General features: G+C 60.9%; 18 protein-coding genes. 9 read left to right on the forward strand and 9 right to left on the reverse strand.

Annotated features, from left to right (window positions below; translation table 11 throughout):
• Positions 1-10 precede the first annotated feature (10 nt).
• From WA367_RS15905 to thrC, 4 genes are read right to left on the reverse strand one after another with little or no spacing between them, the layout of a single operon-like run.
• On the reverse strand, positions 11-2842 hold the full coding sequence (locus WA367_RS15905; RefSeq protein ID WP_336057752.1) for an EAL domain-containing protein: 2832 nt from the start codon (positions 2840-2842) through the stop codon (positions 11-13).
• A 60-nt stretch (positions 2843-2902) separates the two neighbouring features.
• Positions 2903-3499, reverse strand: coding sequence for a GNAT family N-acetyltransferase (locus WA367_RS15910; RefSeq protein ID WP_336057753.1), 597 nt, complete (start codon positions 3497-3499; stop codon positions 2903-2905).
• Between the two features lie 12 nt (positions 3500-3511).
• The gene (locus WA367_RS15915) at positions 3512-4804 is read right to left on the reverse strand and encodes a M16 family metallopeptidase (protein ID WP_336057754.1); all 1293 of its coding nucleotides are present in this window, start codon (positions 4802-4804) and stop codon (positions 3512-3514) included.
• 14 nt (positions 4805-4818) lie between these two features.
• Entirely contained in the window at positions 4819-6222 is a 1404-nt protein-coding gene (gene thrC, locus WA367_RS15920; protein ID WP_336057755.1) for a threonine synthase, read from the reverse strand.
• Positions 6223-6360: 138 nt separating this feature from the next.
• Between thrC and WA367_RS15925 the strand changes: the two genes are divergently transcribed.
• Positions 6361-6948 (forward strand): hypothetical protein, encoded by a 588-nt coding sequence (locus WA367_RS15925; protein WP_336057756.1) that lies wholly within the window; start codon positions 6361-6363, stop codon positions 6946-6948.
• 54 nt (positions 6949-7002) lie between these two features.
• Here the strand turns inward: WA367_RS15925 and WA367_RS15930 are convergent, their stop codons facing one another.
• On the reverse strand, positions 7003-7692 hold the full coding sequence (locus WA367_RS15930; protein ID WP_336057757.1) for an HAD family hydrolase: 690 nt from the start codon (positions 7690-7692) through the stop codon (positions 7003-7005).
• A gap of 257 nt (positions 7693-7949) precedes the next feature.
• Between WA367_RS15930 and WA367_RS15935 the strand changes: the two genes are divergently transcribed.
• Positions 7950-9083, forward strand: a complete 1134-nt coding sequence (locus WA367_RS15935; protein ID WP_336057758.1) for a site-specific DNA-methyltransferase — start codon at positions 7950-7952, stop codon at positions 9081-9083.
• Between the two features lie 50 nt (positions 9084-9133).
• Here the strand turns inward: WA367_RS15935 and WA367_RS15940 are convergent, their stop codons facing one another.
• Positions 9134-9745, reverse strand: coding sequence for an HAD family hydrolase (locus WA367_RS15940; protein WP_336057759.1), 612 nt, complete (start codon positions 9743-9745; stop codon positions 9134-9136).
• The gene (gene mutY / locus WA367_RS15945; protein ID WP_336057760.1) at positions 9742-10857 is read right to left on the reverse strand and encodes an A/G-specific adenine glycosylase; all 1116 of its coding nucleotides are present in this window, start codon (positions 10855-10857) and stop codon (positions 9742-9744) included. Before mutY ends, WA367_RS15940 begins: the two co-directional genes overlap by 4 nt.
• 53 nt (positions 10858-10910) lie before the next feature.
• Between mutY and WA367_RS15950 the strand changes: the two genes are divergently transcribed.
• The 3 genes from WA367_RS15950 to WA367_RS15960 all read left to right on the forward strand — a co-directional run bounded on the left by WA367_RS15950 (position 10911) and on the right by WA367_RS15960 (position 15768).
• The gene (locus tag WA367_RS15950; protein ID WP_336057761.1) at positions 10911-11408 is read left to right on the forward strand and encodes a DUF721 domain-containing protein; all 498 of its coding nucleotides are present in this window, start codon (positions 10911-10913) and stop codon (positions 11406-11408) included.
• Positions 11409-11541: 133 nt separating this feature from the next.
• Positions 11542-12258, forward strand: a complete 717-nt coding sequence (locus tag WA367_RS15955; protein ID WP_336057762.1) for a DsbA family protein — start codon at positions 11542-11544, stop codon at positions 12256-12258.
• Between the two features lie 51 nt (positions 12259-12309).
• Complete coding sequence (locus WA367_RS15960) at positions 12310-15768, forward strand: chromosome segregation SMC family protein (protein ID WP_336057763.1); 3459 nt, start codon at positions 12310-12312, stop codon at positions 15766-15768.
• A gap of 2 nt (positions 15769-15770) precedes the next feature.
• Here WA367_RS15960 and WA367_RS15965 read toward each other — a convergent pair whose 3' ends face one another.
• Positions 15771-16112, reverse strand: a complete 342-nt coding sequence (locus WA367_RS15965; RefSeq protein ID WP_336057764.1) for a VOC family protein — start codon at positions 16110-16112, stop codon at positions 15771-15773.
• A gap of 243 nt (positions 16113-16355) precedes the next feature.
• Here WA367_RS15965 and WA367_RS15970 point away from each other — a divergent pair, with 243 nt between their 5' ends.
• Positions 16356-16754 carry a hypothetical protein gene (locus WA367_RS15970; protein ID WP_336057765.1) on the forward strand — a complete coding sequence of 133 codons (399 nt, stop codon included), beginning with the start codon at positions 16356-16358 and terminating at the stop codon, positions 16752-16754.
• Between the two features lie 157 nt (positions 16755-16911).
• On the forward strand, positions 16912-19578 hold the full coding sequence (gene ppdK / locus WA367_RS15975; RefSeq protein WP_336057766.1) for a pyruvate, phosphate dikinase: 2667 nt from the start codon (positions 16912-16914) through the stop codon (positions 19576-19578).
• On the opposite strand, the gene WA367_RS15980 is transcribed toward ppdK, so the two are convergent.
• Positions 19567-19962 carry a hypothetical protein gene (locus WA367_RS15980; protein WP_336057767.1) on the reverse strand — a complete coding sequence of 132 codons (396 nt, stop codon included), beginning with the start codon at positions 19960-19962 and terminating at the stop codon, positions 19567-19569. The two genes, ppdK and WA367_RS15980, sit on opposite strands and share 12 nt — an antisense overlap.
• 156 nt (positions 19963-20118) lie before the next feature.
• Here WA367_RS15980 and WA367_RS15985 point away from each other — a divergent pair, with 156 nt between their 5' ends.
• A complete protein-coding gene (locus tag WA367_RS15985) occupies positions 20119-21750 on the forward strand; it encodes a long-chain-fatty-acid--CoA ligase (RefSeq protein ID WP_336057768.1) in 1632 nt (543 codons plus the stop codon).
• Between the two features lie 122 nt (positions 21751-21872).
• Entirely contained in the window at positions 21873-22643 is a 771-nt protein-coding gene (locus WA367_RS15990; protein WP_336057769.1) for a DUF1499 domain-containing protein, read from the forward strand.
• Positions 22644-22646 lie beyond the last annotated feature (3 nt).

Below are 22646 nucleotides of genomic sequence, written 5' to 3' on the forward strand. Positions count from 1 at the left end.
CCGATGACAATCAGGCCTGAACCGGGCTCGCCTGGTCCTGCAGCTTCTTATATGCGGCTTCCCCATCCACCGGAGCGCCGAAATGGAAGCTCTGCGCATAGTCGCAACCGGCTTCTTGCAAGGCCTCGATGTCCCGCTCCTGGCTGACACCTTCAGCGACGACCTTCAGGCCAAGACCCTGCGCCATGGTCACCATGGAGCGCATCAGCACCTCGCGCTTGTCGGATGGATCGTCCAGAAAGCTTTTGTCGATCTTGATCGTGTCGAAAGGAAAGCGCGTCAGGTAGGAAAGCGACGAATAGCCCGTGCCGAAATCGTCAAGCGAAAGCCCGATGCCGATCTCCCTCAGCTTGTCGAGAACATGCGTCGACTGCTCCGGATTGTCCATCACCAGCGATTCGGTAAGCTCCAGTCGAAAGCTTTCCGGCTTGATGCCCGATCGTGCGATCACCGAACGTACATCGCCCACAAGATCGCGACGGATGAGCTGGCGCGATGACAGATTGACCGACATGAACAGCGGCATTCCGTTCAGCTCTTTTTGCCAGGCCACAAGGTCCTCCGCCGCCTTCTGCATGGCAAACAGGCCCAATTGAACAATCAGCCCCGAGCTTTCCGCAATCGGGATGAAATCCGACGGCGGAATGGAGCCGCGACGCGGATGCTCCCAACGCAGAAGTGCCTCGAAACCTGCAATCGTCTGGTCTTCCAGCCGCACAATGGGCTGATAGGCCAGCGTCAATTCCTTGCGCTCAATGGCGCGGCGCAGATCCGATTCGATCTGCAGACGGTCGGTACCGATCGTGCGGAAGGCCGGGCGGAATGGCTCGATGCGATCGCCCCCGTAGCGCTTGGCCTGATACATGGCCAGCTCCGCATCCTTCAGCATCTCTTCGGCGGCATTCTGCGTGGACGTCCACGAGACGAGGCCGATGGAAGGCGTCAGAACAATCTCACGCTTGGCAAAGGTAACCGGAGCACGGATGGCCTGACGCATTGCATCGGCCACGGATGCCACCCGCGCAGGATCCTGCTCGGAAAGCAACATCAGCGCGAACTGGTCGCCGGCAATGCGCGAAAGGGAATCACCGGGTTTGAGGATGCGGTGCAGGCGGCGCGCGATGGTCAGCAGAATCGTGTCACCGGCGGAGATGCCCAACTCGTCATTGACCTGCTTGAAGCGGTCGATATCGATGACGAAAACCGTTGGCCGGATGCTGCGCTCGGCTGTCGCCATGGCAATGGTCGCATCGAGGCGGTTAAGGAAAAGCTCGCGATTGGGCAGGCCGGTCAGGTTGTCATGCACCGCATCATGAAGCAGGCGCTCCTCGGCCTTCTTCTGTTCCGTCACATCCACCATCGTGCCGACGCAGCGGATGACCTCACCATCCGACCCGATGACAGGGCGCGCACGCAATGCGAACCAGTGATAATGACCATCGGCGCCCCGCAGGCGGAAGTTCTGGGCGATGCGTCCGCGGCGATGTTCAAGCACAACGTCAAGCGTGGTGCGGAAGGTGTCGCGATCATCTGCGTGAAGCATGGGGAGCCAGCTGCGGGCAGGGCCATGCAGACTGTTCGGAGCAAGGCCGAGCTGCTTTGCCACATCGGGCTTCGTGACCACCTTCTCGCGCATCACGTCCCAGTCCCAGACAGTGTCGCCCGAGCCGGTGACGGCCAGTGCCTGCCGTTCCATGTCTGAAAACAGGCCTTGGAACAGCGCACTGCCGGAGAAGGCATGCTGAATGACGGTGAAGCCGATAAGCAGGATGATCAGGATCAGCCCGCCACCAATGGCCGGCTGCACGATATCATTGTCCAGAATGCCACTGACGGCCATCCAGGCGCCTGCAAGCCACACCAGTAGCATCAGCCAGCTTGGTACCAGCATGATGGCCCGGTCATAGCCCTGGAAGCCGAGATAAAGGATCAGACCAAGACCGACCACCGCCGTGGCGGCAAAGGAAAGGCGTGCAATGCCGGCTGCAATTGACGGATCGATCATCGCCACGCCGCCGAGCAGGCCAAGGCCCAGAATCCAGGCGAGCATCCCGTAACTGAAATGATCATGCCAGCGGTTGAGATTGAGATAGGCAAACAGGAAGACGACAAGCGTTGCGGCAAGAGAGATTTCAGTGCCTGCCCGCCAGAGCTGCTCGGTGCCCGGCGAAATGTCCATGATCCGGTTGAGGAAGCCGAAATCGATGGAGATATAGGCAAGGATGGCCCAGGCGAGTGCTGCCGTTGCCGGGAACATCGAGGTTCCCTTGACCACGAAGAGAATGGTCAGAAACAGGGCCAGAAGACCCGCAATGCCGATCACGATACCGCGAAAAAGCGTGTAGGAGTTCACCATTTCCTTGTAAGCCGCCGGGTCCCACAGATAGACCTGCGGGAGATTGGGCGAGGCGAGCTCCACCACGAAAGTGACAACGCTGCCGGGATTGAGCGTCACGAGAAACTCGTCGGCATCGGCGCTGTCCTGCCTGTCGAGCGCAAATCCTTCCGAGGGTGTGATCGAGACGATACGCCGAGAGCCAAGATCCGGCCAAACGAGCCCCGAACCGACGAGGCGGAAATGCGGGGCCACGATCAGCCGATCGATCTGCTGGTCGGTCGTGTTGGCGAGCGCGAAGAGGGCCCAGTCACCTGAAGAACTCTTGTCCTGCGCCTCAACCTCGATACGACGCACGATGCCGTCCGCGCCGGGCGCGGTGGACACCTGAAAGCTTTGGCCCTGGTTGCGATAGATCTCAACGGCTTCAGACAGGTCCAGCGCGACATCGTCCTGCGATATCTTGATCGGCTCAATGGCCAGCGAATTGCCGAGGCCGAGGCCCACGAACAAGGCTGCCAGAAACAGTAATGCGCAATATCTGACTGGAGAAATTCGCAACAAGAATCAGCCTCGTCCTGGTTCCATCTGGTGCTCCCCAGCAATCAGCGCATAGAGAACGTGGTCCTGCCATGCTCCGTTGATCTTCAGGTAGGAGCGTGCAAGCCCTTCGCGTCTGAATCCGGCTTTTTCAAGTAAGCGGACGGAACGCTGGTTCTCGGGAATACAGGCGGCCTCCAGACGGTGCAAGCTCAGCTGACCGAATGCGAAGGGGATAACGAGTTTCAGGGCGTCGAGCATCAGCCCCTTGCCCGCGTGAGGCGCCCCCATCCAATAGCCAACCGTGGCCGCCTGCGCGACGCCACGGCGGATATTGGAAAGAGAAAGACCACCGACCAGGATTTCGCTTTCGCGCAGGAAAATAAAGAAGGTCAGCCCGCTGCCCCGGTCATATTCCTCGCGGTAGCGGCGAAGCCGTTGGCGGTAGGCATGGCGGGACAGTTCGTCCGTCGACCATGCCGGCTCCCACGGCACGAGAAAGTCGCGGCTTTCCTCACGCAAAAAGGCCCACTGCCGAAAATCGGAATGGGCCGGCATGCGCAAGATTACTCTTTCCCCTTTCAGCGTCGGCAGGTCGCGACGAAGAAAGGGCGGCTGGAACATTGGCGCCTGAACTCAGACGGCCAGCTTGCGCGGCGTGTTGCCAGCACTCGCCAACTGGCTGCGGATCGTCTCGAAAGGTGCAAGCTCGCCCACGGGACCGACAGCGGCAACTGTCGGCTTGGATGTGAACATTCGCTGCGAGAGATCGGCAAGACGCTCGACCGTCAGCCCGGAGAGGCGATCCATCAGCTCATCCGTCTCGATCGGGCGACCGTAAAGCAGAAGCTGGCGCGCGATCTGCGATGCACGGCTTGCCGGGCTTTCGCGCGACATCATCAGGCCTGCCCGATACTGCGCGCGTGCGCGTTCCAGCTCCGCCTGATCGATACGTTCGCCGGCCCGCTGAAGCTCCTTCATGATGACCGGAATGAGTTCCTGGATATCGGACTGGCCCGTGGCAGCATGGACGCCGAATATGCCGGTATCGGAGAAGCCCCAGTGAAACGCGTAGACCGAATAGCAAAGGCCGCGACGCTCACGCACTTCCTGAAAGAGGCGTGATGACATGCCGCCGCCCAGGATCATGGACAGAACCTGCGACAGGTAGAAGTCGCGCACATGATAGGCGCGTCCTTCAAAGCCCAGAATGATCTGCGCATCCATAAGGTCGCGATGTTCGCGGTAGTCGCCACCCACATAATGGGCGTAACGCTGGGGCTCGACAGCGGCCTTTGCGCGGAAGGTGCCGAGGCGCTGCTCGACTTCCCGCACGAAGTCCTCATGCTTCACGCCACCGGCAGCAACAACCACCATCCGGTCTGCACCATATTGGCGTTCGAGAAACTTGTGGAGCTGCTCGGAGGTAAAGCCTTCAACGGTCTCTGGCGTACCGAGAATGGAGCGGCCAAGCGCCTGGTGGCGGAAAGCGGTCTCGGTGAAACGGTCGAACACCACGTCATCCGGCGTGTCATGCGCCGCGCCGATCTCCTGCAGGATCACATGCTGTTCACGCTCAAGCTCCGCCGGATCGAATTTCGAATCCTGCAGGATGTCGGCAAGAATATCGATGGCGAGCGGCAGGTCGTCGTTCAACACGCGCGCGAAGAAGGCGGTGGTCTCGACGCTGGTGGCCGCATTGATTTCGCCGCCCACATCCTCGATGTCAGTTGCGATCTGCAGCGCGCTGCGCTTGGAGGTGCCCTTGAAGGCCATGTGCTCAAGCAGGTGAGCCATGCCGTGCTCATCCTCGCGCTCGTCACGGGAACCGGATTTCACCCAGATACCCAGCGCGACCGACTCCAGATGCGGCATGGTCTCGGTCGCGACGGTCAAGCCGTTTGAAAGACGGCTTACTTCTACACCCATATGGTACTAACTCCTCAGCCGGTCGCTCGTGAATGGCGATCGATATGATCTTCCATCATTTTCAGGTCTGATGGAAGGATTGTATAGGCTTCCTCTTTCTCCATCAGGCCGTCAAGCCATGCGGGAAGGGAAGGCGCCACGCCGCAGGCCTGTTCCACGGCGTCGGGAAATTTCGCCGGATGCGCGGTGGAAAGCACCACCATCATCTCATCCGGTTCTGCCAGTTCGCGCGCCACGTGAATAGCATTGGCCGTGTGCGGATCGGCAAGATAGTCCGCCGATTTAAGCACTTCGGCAATGGTTTTGGCAGTCTCGTCGATGCTTGCGCGCCCCGCGGCAAATTCCATGCGAATTGCATCAAGCGTCTTTTGCGCAATAGTGAAGGAGCCTGACTGCTTCAGGCTTTCCATCGCATTGCGCACTTCGCCCGCATCCCGCCCGGAAGCTTCGAACAACAGACGCTCGAAATTTGACGAAACTTGGATATCCATGCTGGGCGAGGTGGTCGCCACGACACCTTGCGTGGAATATTCGCCCGTCGCCAGCGCGCGCGCCAGAATGTCGTTCTCGTTGGTAGCGATAACGAGGCGGCCGATGGGCAGGCCCATTTTCTTGGCTGCATAGGCCGCAAAGATGTCGCCGAAATTGCCCGTCGGCACGGTGAAGGAGATTTTCCGCTCCGGCGCGCCAAGTGCTACGGCTGATGTGAAATAATAAACGATCTGGGCCATGATGCGCGCCCAGTTGATCGAGTTTACCCCCGACAGACCCACGCGGTCGCGGAAGGCGTGGTCGTTGAACATGCCCTTCACGAGGCCTTGGCAGTCGTCGAAATTGCCTTCGATGGCGATGGCTTGAACATTTTCCGCGCCGGAGGTGGTCATCTGGCGCTGCTGCACCGGCGACACCTTTCCATGGGGGAAGAGGATGAAGAGATCGGCCCGGCTCGTGCCGGCAAAGGCGTGGATGGCCGCACCGCCGGTGTCGCCCGAGGTTGCCCCGGCAATGGTAACGCGCTCACCGCGCTCGGCCAGCACATGATCCATCAGGCGCGCCAGAAGCTGCATGGCCACATCCTTGAAGGCAAGCGTCGGCCCGTGGAACAGCTCCAGTATGAACTCGCTCGGCCCGCTCTGCACCAGCGGGCAGCGCGCGGGATGGCGGAAGGTGGCATAGGCGTCAGCGATGATCTGGCGCAGCTTGTCGTCGGCTATGGCATCGCCGATGAATGGCTTGAGGACCTTGAACGCGGTTTCCTCGTAGGAGAGGCCGCGCATGGCGCGTATATCTTCGCTGGAGAAGGTCGGCCATTCACGCGGAAGGTAAAGCCCGCCATCGCGCGCCAGCCCCTGCAGCATGACATCTGCAAATCCAAGTGCGGGTGCTTCGCCGCGCGTACTGATGAAGTCTGTTGCCATTGGTCCGGTCGGTGGTCCTTGCACATGCGCCGTTTTGACGGCAGAGAAGAAGATGACAGAAGCGGTCGAAGTTTTGCCGCGCGGCTGGTATAGACCACCAAACCGGTTTTGGGAAAGTAGAGTTGAAGGGGGCAGTCATTGTCTAATTGGTCCAGGAAGGGCGCAATCGCGTCGGCTCTTCTCCTTTCCGCATTCGCATTGTCGGCCTGCCAGCAGGGTGGCGGCGCGGGCGGCGTCAATCTGGGGCTTGGCGGCAACACGTCTGCGCAGACCGCTGCAGCACCCGAAGGTGCCGTCCTGGAAAGCGAACTGCGCGCATTTTGCCCGCCGGTGACCCTGCGCGAAGGCACAGCGTATTTCCGCACCTATGCGAAGGGTGCTGAGGGCGATGACGACAGCGTCATCTATCAGGCCTCGATTGCCGACGTGACGCGCAGTTGCCGCTATGAAGGCGACAACATCATCATGACGGTTGCTGTCGCCGGCAAGATCGTGCCCGGGCCAAAAGGCCGTGCCGGCACCATCAACATGCCCATCCGCGTCGCTTCGCTTCAGGGCCAGTCGGTTCTCGATTCCAACCTTTACCGCCACCAGGTCGCGATCAGCGACACGGCAGGCGCAACCCAGTTCGTCTTCACCGACAGCAATGTCGTCGTCCCCAAAAGCGCCGGCCGGGCTGCGCGCGTGCTGGTTGGCTATGACGAGGGCCCCTACGACACGCCTTGATCAGGGGTGATTGAGAACAGGAAAAGGCGGGGTGATGCACCCGCCTTTTACCGCTCAAATATCCGCCGCAAAGCTGCTTAGTGCTTCGATGGTTTTGTTGAGGTCCGCCATCCGGCTGATCGTGGTCTCCGCGCCTGCTTCCATCAGCATGTCGGCATGGAGCGGGTGGGTGTGCGATGCGCCGGTGAAGCCGATGACACGCATGCCGGCGGCACGTGCGCCGGTTATGCCGTGAACCGAATCCTCGATGACGAAGCTGTTTGCAGGATCGGCACCCTTTTCCTTCGCAGCGTGCAGGAAGACGTCAGGTGCAGGTTTCGGCAGCTTTGTTGGTGTCTCGAGCGAGGAATAGATCACGCCCTCGAATAGCGGCAGGAGACGCGTGCGCGTCAGCATCGCCTCGATGCGCTGCGTGGACGAATTCGAGCAGATGCAGTGCGGAATGCCTAGACCTTGAACCGCTTCCGCCGTGCCGGGAATGGCCTTCACTTCGGCGCGCAGGCGCTTGTCCACCAGCGCCTCGCATTCCTCGATGATCGTCGCCTTGAAGAGGATCTGCGCTTCCTTCTCGATCTTCATAAGAATATCGCGGAAGGTGAGGCCAGCATAATGCTGCGCCAGTTCCTCCGGCGTGATCTCATGGCCGGCCTCGCGCAGAAGTTCCGCCTCGACACGTGCAGCGACGATTTCCGAATCGACGAGCACGCCGTCGCAGTCGAAGATGATGAGATCAGGCTTGGGCATGAAAACTCTCTTTGTCGAAATCTTTTGCGTGAGGCTGCGGCCTGGATGTGCCGCAGGAAAAACCGGCGTGCGGCACTTCAGCGCCTCCTGCCGGGCACGAATGACAGGACTGCCATGTAGAACGTCAGGCGCTGGTTATCAATGTGGCTCCGGCTTCAAGCCTGTCGCGCTACACAATTCTCACCCCGCCCTTACGCTTTCTTTACCATCCTCGGTAACCATAACAGCACGTTAACAGTATGAGTTGAGGTGTGCGTATGTCAGCGGTTCGCCGTCTAGAGGATCTGTCCTCACGTCCCCATCGCGCCGAATGGCTGGACACGATCTTGAAAGGCGACTGCATCGCGGTCCTTGACCGTCTTCCGGAAAAATCGGTCGACGTCATCTTCGCAGATCCACCCTACAATCTGCAGCTTGGGGGCGACCTGCATCGCCCCGACCAGTCCAAGGTGGATGCGGTCGATGATGCCTGGGACCAGTTCGAAAGCTTCCAGGCCTATGACGCTTTCACGCGTGCCTGGCTGCTTGCGGCGAAGCGGGTGCTCAAGCCCAATGGCACGATCTGGGTAATCGGCTCCTATCACAACATTTTCCGAGTTGGCGCGACCATGCAGGATCTGGGCTACTGGCTCCTGAACGATGTCGTCTGGCGCAAGACCAATCCGATGCCCAATTTCCGCGGCCGCCGGTTCCAGAACGCGCATGAGACCATGATCTGGGCCTCGCGCGACAAGGATGCGAAGAACTACACCTTCAACTATGAATCCATGAAGGCTGCCAATGAGGATGTGCAGATGCGCTCCGATTGGCTTTTCCCGATCTGCACGGGTGCTGAACGCCTCAAGGACGAGAACGGCAAGAAGGTTCACCCAACACAGAAGCCCGAGGCGCTTCTGGCCCGCGTAATGCTGGCCTCCACCAAGCCCGGCGACGTGGTGCTTGATCCCTTCTTTGGCTCCGGCACAACCGGTGCTGTTGCCAAGCGCCTGGGACGTCATTTCGTCGGTGTCGAGCGTGACCAGACCTATATCGATGCCGCCCATGAGCGCATCGCGGGCATCGAGCCGCTGGAACAGGCAGCCCTCAAGCTGATGACCGCTAAGCGGGCCGAACCGCGCGTCGCCTTTGTCAGCCTGATCGAATCCGGCTTAATCGCGCCGGGCACGCGCCTGACGGATTCAAAGAAGCGCTGGACGGCGAGCGTGCGAGCCGACGGCACGATCACGATCGGCCAGGAGGCTGGTTCCATCCATCGCATGGGCGCCCGCGTTCAGGGCCTTGATGCCTGCAACGGCTGGACCTTCTGGCATTACGAGGATGAGGGCGCGCTGAAGCCGATTGACGAATTGCGCAAGACGGCACGTCAGGCAATCGCGGCAGCAGGCGCCTGAATGCGCCTGCCTCGATAGGAATACCTCCGAGGGGGAGGGGGCTGCCGGAGTCAGACTTCGATACCGGCGGCCCGCAAATCCTGGCGCAGCTTTTCCGCGCCGGTGAACTGTACCGCCTGCCAGCCTGCAGCCCGTGCGCCTTCCACATTGGCGGCGCTATCGTCGATGAAGAGCGTGGATGCGGGATCAAGGCCGAAGCTTTTCGCGTGATGATCATAGATCGCCGTGTCCGGCTTGATCAGCTTGATCTCGCCCGAAACCGTCACGCCCCGTGACTTGGTGAGGAACGGATACATCTCCTGCGCCCGGCTGAACGTGTCGGCCGCGAAATTGGTGAGCATGGTCACGTCGTAACCCTTGGCGATCAGCGCCTCCAAGATGGCAACACTGTCGTCATAGGAATGGCTGACCATCTCGTGCCAGTGCTTGCGGAAATTGCGGATGTTTTCCTCATGCTCGGGATGCTCTGCGATCAGCAGTGCCTCGGCCTCCGTCCAGTCGCGCCCGCGATCCTGCTCCAGGTTCCATTCATGGGTACACACATTCTCGAAAAACCACCGCCGCTCCTCCTCGTTGGGGATGAGACGCGAATAGGGAATGTTCGGATCGTAGTGGATCAGAACCTTGCCGATATCGAAAACGATGTGGCGGATTTCGCTCATGATGTGGCTTTCCCTCTTGCCTTGGTTGCGCCGGGTATAGCCTTTTCAACGACCTTTTTCATGACAGAGGGAAGCGCTTCCCCAGCAATCTGTTCGCGCGGCGACCACCAATGTTCGTCGGGGGCTGGATGGGCATCGATATCGGCCCGGTAGACGGTGAGCGTCAGCGCGAAATGTGTGAAGACATGGCGTATCTCGCCGCAGCGTTTCCAATCAGCGGCGAATGGGGCTGCTCCCACTTCCGTTTGCCCGTCCTGCCGAGCCGTCCAGGCCGTCCCCGGCACCTCGCTCATGCCGCCCAGAAGCCCGCTTTCAATGCGCTTGCGCAGGAGGACCGCGCCATCATCGCGCACCGCGACAAAGGCTGCGCCAACCCTCTCCGGCTTCTCCGCCTTGGGCGCTTTGAGGGGGAACCGCGTCTGTGTGCCTTCCATGCGCGCCTGACAGCCTTCCGACAGAGGGCACAATATGCAGGCGGGTGATTTCGGCGTGCAGACCGTGGCGCCCAGATCCATCATTGCCTGCGCGAAGTCACCCGGACGATCCTTTGGCAGGACGGTAGAGAGGAAATCACGGATTTCCGCCTTGGCCTGCGGCAATGGTGTTTCGCAGGCAAGATAGCGTGTGACGACACGCTCGATATTGCCGTCCACGACCACAGCCGGTCGGTCGAATGCGATGGCCGCGATGGCTGCTGCGGTATAGTCGCCGATGCCCGGCAGGGCTTTCAATCCTGCTTCATCCTCCGGAAAGCGCCCATCTTGTTCGAAGGCAACGATTTCCGCGCATTTCTTGAGGTTGCGGGCGCGTGAATAGTAGCCGAGCCCCGCCCAGGCCTTCATCACGTCGTCGGTTTCGGCCTTGGCAAGCGCTACGACATCCGGCCAGAGCCGCACGAACTTCTCGAAATAGGCTTTAACCGCGGCAACGGTTGTCTGCTGCAGCATGATTTCCGAGAGCCAGATACGGTAGGGATCAGGCACAACACCATGCTGCCGATCATCCGGGTTCACGCGCCATGGCAGGCTGCGATGGTGGCGGTCATACCAGCCCAGGAGGGCGGGTGCGAAATCTCTCGAAGTGTCGAAAACCTGTTCGTGGACGCGTGTCATGCGCCGTGAGATAGGATACTGTGGCGCCAATCAAAAGCAGGAACTTGAAACCGATGGCTGGGAAATGGAACGGCGGCAATCCCGTGCCGGTGAGCGATCTGGCAACGGATCTGCTGGACCCGGTGTTGCGCAAACGCGCCGGCCTCTCGATAGATCTGGTGCAGAGCTGGGCTGAAATCGTGGGCGATCGTCTGGCGGGCCAGACGCGCCCGGAAAAGATTGCCTGGCCGCGTCGTGCCCATGAGGATGATCCCTTCGAGCCTGCAACGCTGGTGATTGCCTGTGACGGAATGGCCGCTATCCGGGTTCAGCATGAAGCACAGGAGATCATTGCACGCGCGAATGCCTTTCTGGGATTCAACGCCATCGGCCGAGTGAAGCTGGTGCAAAAGCACATGACCGGGCCAGCAAGCCGCAAGCCCAAGGCTCCGCGTCCGCTTCGCGAGGCCGAACGCAGTCGTCTCGATGCGGTCACCTCAGGCATCGAGGATGACGCGCTGAGGGAAAGCCTGAAGCGCCTCGGCGAAAGCATCATGGGCAGCAAAAAATAGTCGCTCGCGCTATTGTGAGCGCCGTCTGCAATATTACAGTTTGGCAAGGCAGAGTTATGTGCCTTATTTCACGCCACATTCTTCGGTTTCTATCGCACCGCTAAATCACACACGAACGGGAACGACACAGATCATGGTTCAGCCGCTTTCTCGCCGCCGTCTACTTGGAACGCTCGCCGGGCTTCCCGCCATCGGCCTTCTCGCTGCTTGCAGCGACAGCGCCGAAGCCGAGAGCACGGCCGAAAAGCTGCCGGAGAATGTTTCTGATGAGACGACGGCCTCGGTTGATGCACCACCTGCGCAGGGTGAGGTGGATGTCAGCGAACTGATGAAGCCCGGCCCGCTGCCCGAAATGGCTCAGGGTGCTGAAGACGCACCGGTGACCATTGTCGAATACGCTTCCATGACCTGCAGCCACTGCGCGACCTTCCACGTCAATACCTATCCAAAGCTCAAGGAGAAGTATATCGACACGGGGAAGGTGCGCTTGATCTTGCGGGAATTCCCGTTTGATCCCCGCGCCGAGGCCGGTTTCATGCTGGCACGCTGTGCCGACGACAAGTATTTCCCCATGGTCGATGCGCTCTTCAAGCAGCAGAGCAACTGGGCTCCGGTGCAGGATGCGCGCACTGCACTGCTCAATATTGCCAAACTCGCCGGTTTTACACAGCAATCCTTTGAGGCTTGCTTGACGAACCAGGAACTTCTCAATGATGTGAGAGCGGTACGTCAGCGCGCGGCCAATGACTTTGACGTTACGGCCACGCCCACCTTCTTCATCAATGGGAAGAAGTACGCGGGAGCAATGTCGATTGAGGAATTCTCGGCAATCATCGACCCGATGCTCTGACCTCAAAGGCAGGGCATATCCTGCCGTTTGCGCGCGCGGGAGACCGCGCGCATGAAGTTCACCAAGCTCAGGCTGCTCGGTTTCAAGTCCTTCGTCGAACCCGGCGAGTTCATGATCGAGCGTGGCCTGACTGGTGTTGTCGGCCCCAATGGCTGCGGAAAATCCAATCTGGTCGAGGCGCTGCGCTGGGTGATGGGCGAAAGCTCATACAAGAACATGCGCGCCTCCGGCATGGACGACGTCATCTTCTCGGGCTCGGGCAACCGCCCCGCCCGCAATACGGCGGAAGTCACGCTTTTCCTCGACAATTCCGACCGTACGGCTCCACCGAGCTTCAACGATTCCGACGAGCTGCAGGTCTCGCGCCGGATCGAACGTGAGGCCGGGTCCGTCTATCGCATCAATGGCAAGGAAGCACGTGCGCGGGACGTGCAGCTGCTTTTTGCCGATCAGTCCACCGGCGCGCGTTCGCCTTCGATGGTGGGGCAGGGGCGTATCGGCGAACTGATCCAGGCCAAGCCACAGGCACGCCGCCAGCTTCTGGAAGAGGCTGCCGGCATTTCCGGCTTGCACACACGCCGCCACGAAGCCGAGCTTCGCCTGCGTGCCGCCGAGCAGAATCTCGAACGTCTCGATGATGTGGTGGGCGAGCTTGAAAGTCAGATCGAAAGCCTGAAACGACAGGCCCGTCAGGCAGCCCGCTTCAAGAACCTCTCTGCTGAAATCCGTAAAGCCGACGCGACACTGCTCCACTTGCGCTGGGCAAGTGCAAAACAGGCCGAAGCCGATGCAAAGTCCGCCCATGCCAAGGCCACCGCTGCCGTGGCGGAAGCTGCCGCAGCACAGATGGAAGCTGCAAAGGCGCAGGCCATCTCCGCCAAGCGCCTGCCGGATCTGCGCGAGGCAGAGGCTTCTGCCGCAGCCGCGCTCCAGCGCCTCACCATCGCGCGCACCCAGGTGGAGGAAGAGGCCAAGCGCATCCGCAATCGCGCCGCCGAACTCAACAAGCGCGTTCAGCAGATGAATGCAGATATCGAGCGCGAAGAGCAGATGGTCCGCGACAATGCCGACATCCTGAAGCGATTGGCCGACGAGGCCGAGGCCTTGGGCGCGCAGGAGGCTGACAGCGGTACGCGTGAGGCAGAGACGCTGGCCGCCATGGAAGCTGCCGCCGCGACCCTCAGCGAGCGAGAAAATTCACTGGCCGCCGTGACCGCGAAAAAGGCGGAAGCGAGCGCCAGCCGCAACCAGGCGGAACGCGCGGTGCGCGAAACGGCAGACCGTGCAGAGCGCCTTTCGCGCCAGCTTGCCGAGCTTGATCGCCAGGTCGAGGCACTCTCCGCCAGGATTGCGGAACTGCCGGACCCGGACCAGAAAAAGGCCGAGCTTGAGGCTGTTCTCGGTGAACAGGAAGCTGCCGAAAGGGGCGCGCTGGAAGCCGAACGGGCCGTGTCCGCCGCACGTGCCGCCGAGAGTGCTGCTCGTCACCCGGTTTCCGAAGCGCGCGCGAAATTACAGGGGATCGAGACCGAGGCGCGAACGCTGGAGCGCATTCTTTCAGCCGGTTCCGACGATGCCTTTCCCGCAGTGCTTGAAAGCCTGTCCGTCTCGCCCGGTTTCGAGACGGCCCTTGGTGCCGCACTTGGCGAAGATCTTGACGTCCCGCTTGACCCGGCTGCGCCCGTTCATTGGGGCGGTATGGTGTCAAGCAGGGATGATCCGGCTCTGCCTGCTGGCGTGATGCCGCTTGCCGATGTCGTGAAGGCGCCCGTGCAGCTTTCCCGCAAGCTTGCCCAGATCGGCGTGGTCGAAGCGGCCGATGGTCCGCGCCTGCAGCAGGAGTTGAAGACCGGCCAGCGCCTCGTCACCCGCGATGGTGCTCTGTGGCGCTGGGACGGCTATTGCGCCAGTGCCGATGCCCCAACGGCAGCGGCTCAGAAACTGGCGCAGAAGAACCGTCTTGCCGAACTCGAACGCGAGGCTGAGGGCGCCCGCCAGGCTGTCGAGGCCGCGCAGGCTGCACTTGTTGCAGCCGAGGCCGGGCTGAAGGAAAAGGTCGAGGCCGAGCGTGGCTGGCGCGACCGCTTGCGCGAGGCGCAGCGCAAGGTGAGTGCGGCGCGCGATGCTGTCGCGCAGGCCGAGCGCCAGTCCGGCGAACTGGCCACCCGCCGTTCTGCCCTTCAGGAGCAGCGCGAGCGTCTGGCAGGCGACGTGGAAGAGGCACAAAAGGCCCAAGCCGAAGCCAAGGCCGCTTTCGAGACCGCTCCCGACCTTTCCGCCTTGCAGGCGGAATTGGATCAGGCGCAGTCGGCGTTGGCAGAGGCACGCGCGCGCGCGGCAGAAACACGCGCCGCCCATGAGGGGCTGAAGCGCGAAGCCGCTACCCGCTGTCAGCGGCTGGAGAATATTGCGCGCGAACGCGAAAGCTGGACCGCACGTGCGGCCAATGCTGACAAGCAGATTGCAGCACTTGTCGAACGTCGCAAGGAAGCGGCGGGCGAGTTGCAGTCGCTGGCCGATGCGCCCGACGAGATAGAGGAAAAGGGCAGGGCGCTTCTGTCCGAAATCTCTCAAGCCGAAAAACTGCGCAAGGAAGCGGCTGACAAGCTTCAGCAGGCGGAAAACGAGCAGGCCCGTTTCGACAAGGGCGCGACGGACGCCATTCAGGCGCTGGCCACGTCCCGCGAGCAGCGCGCCCGCGCCGAAGAGCGCGAGGCTGCAGCCGAGGAGATGCGCCGCCAGGCCGAAGCCCGCATTCAGGAAACGCTCGGCGTGCCGCCGCATCTGGTCGCACGTCAGGCCGAGCTTGATCCCGATGGTCCTATGCCTGAAGCGGCCGAGGTGGAGCGCAAGCTTGAGCGGCTGAAGATGGAGCGCGAGCGCCTGGGCGCTGTCAATCTGCGCGCCGAGGAAGAGCAGCGCGAACTGTCCGAGCGGCTGGAGACGATCATCTCCGAGCGCGAGGACATCATCGAAGCCATTCGCAAGCTTCGCTCGGCGATTCAAAGCCTTAACCGAGAAGGCCGCGAGCGGCTGCTTGCCGCATTCGACGTTGTAAACGAGCAGTTCAAGCGGCTCTTTACCCATCTCTTCGGTGGAGGCACGGCAGAGCTTCAGCTCGTCGAAAGCGACGATCCTCTGGAAGCAGGACTTGAAATCCTCGCCCGCCCGCCAGGCAAGCGCCCGCAGACCATGACGCTTCTGTCAGGCGGCGAGCAGGCACTGACCGCCATGGCGCTCATCTTCGCCGTCTTCCTCACCAATCCCGCACCCATCTGCGTGCTGGACGAGGTCGACGCGCCGCTTGATGACCACAATGTCGAGCGCTTCTGCAATCTGATGGACGAGATGGCGAAATCGACCGAAACCCGCTTCGTCATCATCACCCACAACCCCATCACCATGGCCCGCATGGACCGCCTGTTCGGCGTGACCATGGCAGAACAGGGTGTCAGCCAGCTCGTCAGTGTGGACTTGCAGACGGCAGAGCAGCTGCGCGAGGCGGGGTAGGGTCAGCTTTCGCTCCACACCGCCAGCTCGTTTCCCGCCGGATCGGTGAAGTGGAAGCGGCGCCCGCCCGGAAAGGAGAAGATCGGCTTCACGATCTTGCCACCGGCAGCCTCAACCACGCGCTGCGTCTCCTCCAGATCATCCGAAAAGAGGACGGGAAGCGGCTTCTGGTTTTCAGGATTGCCATCAAAGCCACCATCAAGCCCTTCACTGAAGGCGGAATAGCCAGGACCGTAATCGGTAAAGCTCCAGGAGAAGGCTTTCTCATAGAAGCGCTTTACCTCGGGCAATGAACCGCCGCCCGCGGGCAATTCGAGGTAGTCGATCTTGCCGGATTCGCGCATGTCCGTCTCCCAATGTTCATCGAATGTTCTGATGATACTGAGACACGAGGGCACGTTTCGCAACCTGCGTGCACAACACTCCTGACAGAACGGCACCTCCGCGAACCGACATGGTCGCGCATATCTTCCATGCTCTGCCTGCAAGCATTGCCCTCTTACACAGCAGGCGCTGGATCACCATATTGGTCCAGAGCGATCGGCACCCCGCCCATCGCATCTCCCCAAAAATGAAAGGGCAGAGAAATGAGCAATGAACTGACCATGCGCGCCAGAACGCTTTCCGGTGCACTTCAGGCATTTCACAAGGCACTCATCTCTGCCGAAGCGGGTGATGATCAGCGCTTGGCCAACCCTTACACGCTGCTGTTCGCCACCATCAACGATCCGCGCTTTGCGTGGGTGCGTCCGCTTGGGCAGCTGATTGTCGACATGGACGAGATGGCTGCCGATGAAGCCTTCACGGCCACCCATATGGAAGCCTTCGAGGAAAGAGCGGCGTCCTTCATCGGTCTTGGCAAGAACGAAGACCCGCTCTTTCGCCTGAACTACCTCATGGCGGTGCAAAAACTGCCCGATGTTGGCCTTTCCGCCGGTCGTTTGCGCAAGCTGCTGCCTGCAAAGGTCAAACCCGTCGCCGCCTGACGGGATCATGTGCATCTGAGGCTTTGCGCAAGGGGCCTCCACCTTCAATCGATTCACCAGCGAATGAAGTCGAAAGGCCCCTTGCCACTGATGGTAGAGCCGCCTAACTCTGCGCATTGGCTGGCATCCGCCGGTCCTGAGGCAGTGGAGGGTGTCGATGGCAAAGTGGGTCTATGCCTTTGGCGATGGCAAGGCGGAGGGGAGTGCTGACCAGCGCGATCTTCTGGGTGGCAAGGGCGCGAACCTTGCCGAAATGTGCAATCTGGGACTGCCGGTCCCGCCCGGTTTCACCGTCACCACCGAAGTCTGCACCTATTACTACGCCAACCAGCGCTCCTATCCGCCTGAACTGACCAGCCAGGTCGAACATGCGCTGGAAGAGGTGGGGCGCCTGACCGGTCGGCGCTTTGGCGACCCGGAGCGCTCGCTGCTCGTTTCCGTTCGCTCCGGTGCACGCGCGTCGATGCCGGGCATGATGGACACGGTGCTCAATCTCGGCCTCAACGACCGCACGGTGGAGGCTCTGGCGGCGGAATCGGGCGATCCGCGCTTTGCCTGGGACAGCTACCGCCGCTTCATCCAGATGTATTGCAATGTCGTGCTTCATCTCGATCACGAGGTCTTTGAAGAGATCCTTTCCGACGAGAAGGGCCGCCTCGGCTACGACCTGGATACCGAATTCTCAGCCGAGGAGTGGCGCCATATCGTCGACCTCTACAAGAAGCGCATTGAGGAGGAACTGGGCGAGCCCTTCCCGCAGGACCCGCATCTCCAGCTTTGGGGCGCGATTGGCGCGGTCTTTGCAAGCTGGATGAACGCCCGCGCCATCACCTATCGCACGCTGCACGACATCCCGGAAAGCTGGGGCACGGCGGTCAATGTGCAGGCGATGGTCTTCGGCAATATGGGGAATGATTCAGCCACGGGCGTCGCCTTCACGCGCAACCCCTCCACTGGCGAGAAGGAGCTTTACGGCGAGTTTCTTGTCAATGCGCAGGGCGAGGATGTTGTGGCCGGCATTCGCACGCCGCAAAACATCACGGAAGCCGCAAGGCTTGATGCCGGCTCCGACCAGCCGTCGCTTGAGAAGCTGATGCCGGAAGCTTTCTCCGCTTTTGTGGAAATTGCCGGTCGCCTCGAAAGTCACTACCGCGACATGCAGGACCTCGAGTTCACCATCGAGCGCGGAAAATTGTGGATGCTGCAGACCCGCTCCGGCAAGCGCACGACCAAGGCGGCGTTGCGGATCGCGGTCGAGATGGCCGATGAAGGGCTCATCAGCCGGGAAGAGGCCGTCTGCCGCATTGATCCCGCCTCGCTGGATCAGCTTCTGCATCCAACCATCGACCCTTCCGCCCATCGCGACGTGATCGGCATGGGCCTGCCAGCCTCACCCGGTGCGGCCACGGGGGAAATCGTGTTTTCCTCTGAAGATGCGGAAGAAGCAAAGGTTGCCGGTCGTCCGGTCATACTTGTGCGCGTGGAGACAAGCCCGGAAGACATTCACGGCATGCATGCGGCAGAAGGCATTTTGACCACGCGCGGCGGCATGACCAGCCATGCGGCGGTGGTGGCGCGCGGTATGGGCAAACCTTGTGTTTCGGGTGCGGGCACACTGCGCGTGGATTATCGCAACGGCACGATGATCAGCATGGGCCGCACGTTTCGCAAGGGCGACATCATCACCATTGACGGCTCGTCCGGTCAGGTTCTGGCGGGAACGGTCGCCATGCAGCAGCCTGCTCTGTCCGGGTCCTTCTCCACGCTCATGGAATGGGCGGATGAAGCACGCCGCATGACGGTGCGCGCCAACGCCGAAACTCCGGCTGACGCACGCACCGCACGCTCTTTCGGGGCTGAAGGCATCGGCCTTTGCCGCACCGAGCACATGTTCTTCGACGATGAGCGCATCCTGGCCATGCGCGAAATGATCCTGGCCGAAAATGCGGAAGGGCGTCGCAAGGCACTCGCGAAGCTGCTCCCCATGCAGCGCGCGGATTTTGCCGAACTTTTCGAGATCATGGCCGGCCTGCCTGTCACGATCCGTCTGCTCGACCCGCCGCTTCACGAATTCCTGCCGAAGACGGGAGAGGAAATCACGGAAGTGGCGAACGCCATGGGCGTGGAGCCTGCGCTACTGCGCGAGCGTACGGAAGCACTTCATGAGTTCAACCCGATGCTTGGCCATCGCGGCTGCCGCCTTGCAATCTCCTATCCCGAAATCGCGGAAATGCAGGCCCGCGCGATCTTCGAGGCCGCAGCACAGGCTGCAGAAAAGACAGGCGCTCCCATTGTGCCGGAAATCATGGTGCCGCTGGTGGGCATCGCCAACGAACTGGCCTTTGTGAAGGAGCGTGTGGAAGCAGTTGCGGAGGAGGTGCTTTCGGAAAGCGGGCAGAAGATCGACTACCTGATCGGTACGATGATCGAACTGCCGCGCGCAGCACTCAATGCAGGTGAGATTGCCAGCGCTGCGGATTTCTTCTCATTCGGCACGAATGACCTGACGCAGACCACATTCGGCATTTCACGCGACGACGCGGCCGGGTTCCTTGATACCTATCGCCAGAAGGGCATCATCGAGAAGGATCCTTTCGTGACGCTTGATCGTGATGGCGTGGGGCAGCTTGTACGCATGGCAAGTGAGGCCGGGCGCAAAACGCGTGGTGATCTGAAGCTCGGCATTTGCGGCGAGCATGGTGGCGATCCCGCATCCATCACCTTCTGCGAGGAGGTCGGCCTCGACTACGTGTCCTGCTCGCCCTTCCGCGTGCCGATCGCGAGATTGGCAGCCGCGCAGGCTGCGTGTCGCTCAGGCGTCTGAGGCAGGCTCGGTCTCGTCAGCCGGTAGCGGGACCGGAAAGAAACGCTCGAGGCTGGCAAAGCCGGTTGCGATGGCTGCAACCGGCAACTCGCTCGTGCGTGCATCTTCCACCTTCAGGGGGCCACCCTCGGTAGATTGGGAAATAATAGCCAGCGTGTCGTCGCCCTCGCTTTGGAGTTCGACTGCTGCCACCCAGTCGCAATCAGCATGGCCGCAAAGGCGCATCTTGAACAATATACGTCCGCCCACATGCTCCAAAGCCTCGTGAACGGCGCCTTCAAATCCCTTGTCGACGAGATCCTGATGGCGCAGGGCAAGATCCATTTCCACGATTTCAAGCGGCACGTCTGGCCCCGTGGGGGCTTCGGCTAGTGTCATATCCATGCGGTTGGTCTTTCCTGCTGCGACTCCCCTGAACGCCCATGATCCCCATAAGTTCCCGATAATAATCATTAAAAGAAACGATTATGTCCTGTCTGAGGCACTGGACAATCCGCCTGTCGCTTCACAAGATGACGGCCCTTGAGGAGGAGGTTTTAAATGCAGGGTTTGATGCAGGACTGGCCGCTTCTGTGCCACAAGATCATTGATCACGCGGCACGGCAGCATGGCGAGCGCGAGGTTGTGACACGTACGGTCGAAGGCGCCATTGCCCGCACGACCTACAGGGCACTTGCCGACCGGTCACGCAAGGTTGCTTCGAAGCTGGTGCAGGAGGGTTTCGGCAAGGGAGACCGCGTGGCAACGCTTGGCTGGAACACTGCCCGTCATCTCGAGGTCTGGTATGGCGCAATGGGCATGGGCGGCGTCTATCACACACTCAATCCGCGCCTGTTCCCCGACCAGATCGCCTGGATTATGAACCACGCGGAAGATGCCTGCCTGTTTGTCGATCTGACATTCGTGCAGCTTGCCGAAAAGATCTGCCCGCAGGTCAAGACGCTCAGGCGCATCGTCATCATGACCGACAGCGCGAACATGCCTGACACATCGTTGGAGGGTGCGGTCGCCTATGAGGACTGGATTGCCGAAGGGGATGACGCCTTCGCCTGGGAAAGCTTCGAGGAGACGACGGCGGCGGGCATGTGCTACACATCCGGCACCACCGGAGACCCCAAGGGTGTGGTCTACAGCCATCGTTCCAACGTGCTTCACGCCATGATGGCAGTGCAGCCCGATGCGATGGGGCTTTCTGCGCGCGATGTGGTTCTTCCTGTCGTGCCCATGTTCCACGCAAATGCCTGGGGCCTTGCCCAAAGCGCGCCCATGGTGGGTGCCAAGCTGGTCATGCCCGGGCCAAGGCTGGATGGCGAGGGGCTCTACGAGATGCTCGACAGCGAGCGCGTAACCTTCACCGCGGCCGTGCCGACGGTCTGGCTCATGCTGCTGCAATATCTGGAAAAGACCGGCAAGAAGCTGCCACATCTCAAGCGCGTTGTTATTGGCGGCTCGGCCTGCCCGCGCTCGATGACGCAGAAGTTCCAGGACATCTATGATGTCGAGGTTATCCACGCCTGGGGCATGACGGAGATGTCGCCGCTGGGCTCGCTCTGCTCGCTCAAACCGGAATACGAGAACCTGGAAGGCGAGGCGCGGCTGGATATTCAGGACAAACAGGGCCATGCGCCCTTTGGCGTCGAAATGCGCATCGTCAACGACAATGGCGAGGAAATGCCCTGGGATGGCAAGACCTTCGGTCGGTTGCAGGTGCGGGGGCCTTCGGTTTCGAGCAGCTATTACGGCGGCGCGGGCTCGGAGCAGTTCGATGAGGAAGGCTGGTTCGACACGGGCGATGTCGCGCATATCGACCGCTACGGCTATCTCAAGATCACCGACCGCGCCAAGGACGTCATCAAGTCGGGCGGGGAATGGATCTCGACAATCGAACTGGAAAACCTCGCTGTTGGCCATCCGGAGGTGGCCGAAGCTGCCGTCATCGGCGTTCATCACCCGAAATGGGACGAGCGGCCTTTGCTCGTCGTCGTAAAGAAGGAAGGCTGCGATCCGACCAAGGAGGATCTCATCGCCTTTCTGTCCGACAAGGTTGCGAAATGGTGGCTGCCCGACGATGTGGTCTTCGTCGACGAATTGCCGCACACGGCCACGGGCAAGATCCAGAAGACGACATTGCGACGCCAGATGGAAGGTTACACGCTGCCCGAGGCCGTGTGATATAAATGGTTCACCGGGCCAGCCCCGTCCGGTGAACATCCTTCGCAGCGCCCTTTGACCTGCCGTGAAGCGGGGTTTATAGCTCGCCCACTTCCCACGCAATCAAGCCGCGCAGGATATTAATGGTCGCCATCATAGAGCAGCGTTATGCGCCTGCAGCCTACAAGGCGAGGGGCGTTGCCTCCTTTGCCGTGGTGCTTGCCACGACCTCCGCGCTCTCGCATCGCTATGACCTGATCGAAACGCCGCCCTTCCTGTGGCTGATAGCGCTGTGCGGTCTGCTGGGCGTCATGGGATTGATCCTGGCCATCAGCGGCTTCACGCAAATGTGGAAGCATGGATGGCATGGCTTGGGCGCGGCAACACTCGGCCTGTTCCTGTCGGTGCTGGTCCTCGTTCCCTACGGCGTGTCGCTTTTCAACATAATCAAGAACCCGCAACTGGTGGATATTTCCACCGATCTGCAAAATCCGCCGGAGTTTCAGGCAGCCATACGCCTGCGCGCTGATGGTGCCAATGCGGTGGAGCCCATTGATGAAACGCGGGCCGAGGTGATCGCCAAGTCCTATCCTGACATTACCGGCCGCCGCTATGAATTCGCGCGCGAAAGCGTGGAGGATGTTCTGGATACACTTCTCGCCGACCGTGGCTGGGCAGTCACCTCGCGCAGGGGCGATACATCCACCACCACGATAGAGGCGGTCGCGAAATCCTATCTACTGGGTTTCGATTCCGATGTGGTGATCCGCATTGAAGACCAGGACAACGCGACCTTTGTCGACATGCGCTCGGCATCGCGCTACGGCCGTCACGATATGGGGGAGAACGCGGCGCGCATCCGCCGTTTTCTGAACGAACTCGACATGCGGCTGCAGGAACTCACCGAGATCTGATTT

This window comes from Nitratireductor sp. CH_MIT9313-5 (assembly GCF_037029545.1).
In the GTDB taxonomy this organism is placed as follows: Bacteria; Pseudomonadota; Alphaproteobacteria; order Rhizobiales; family Rhizobiaceae; genus Chelativorans.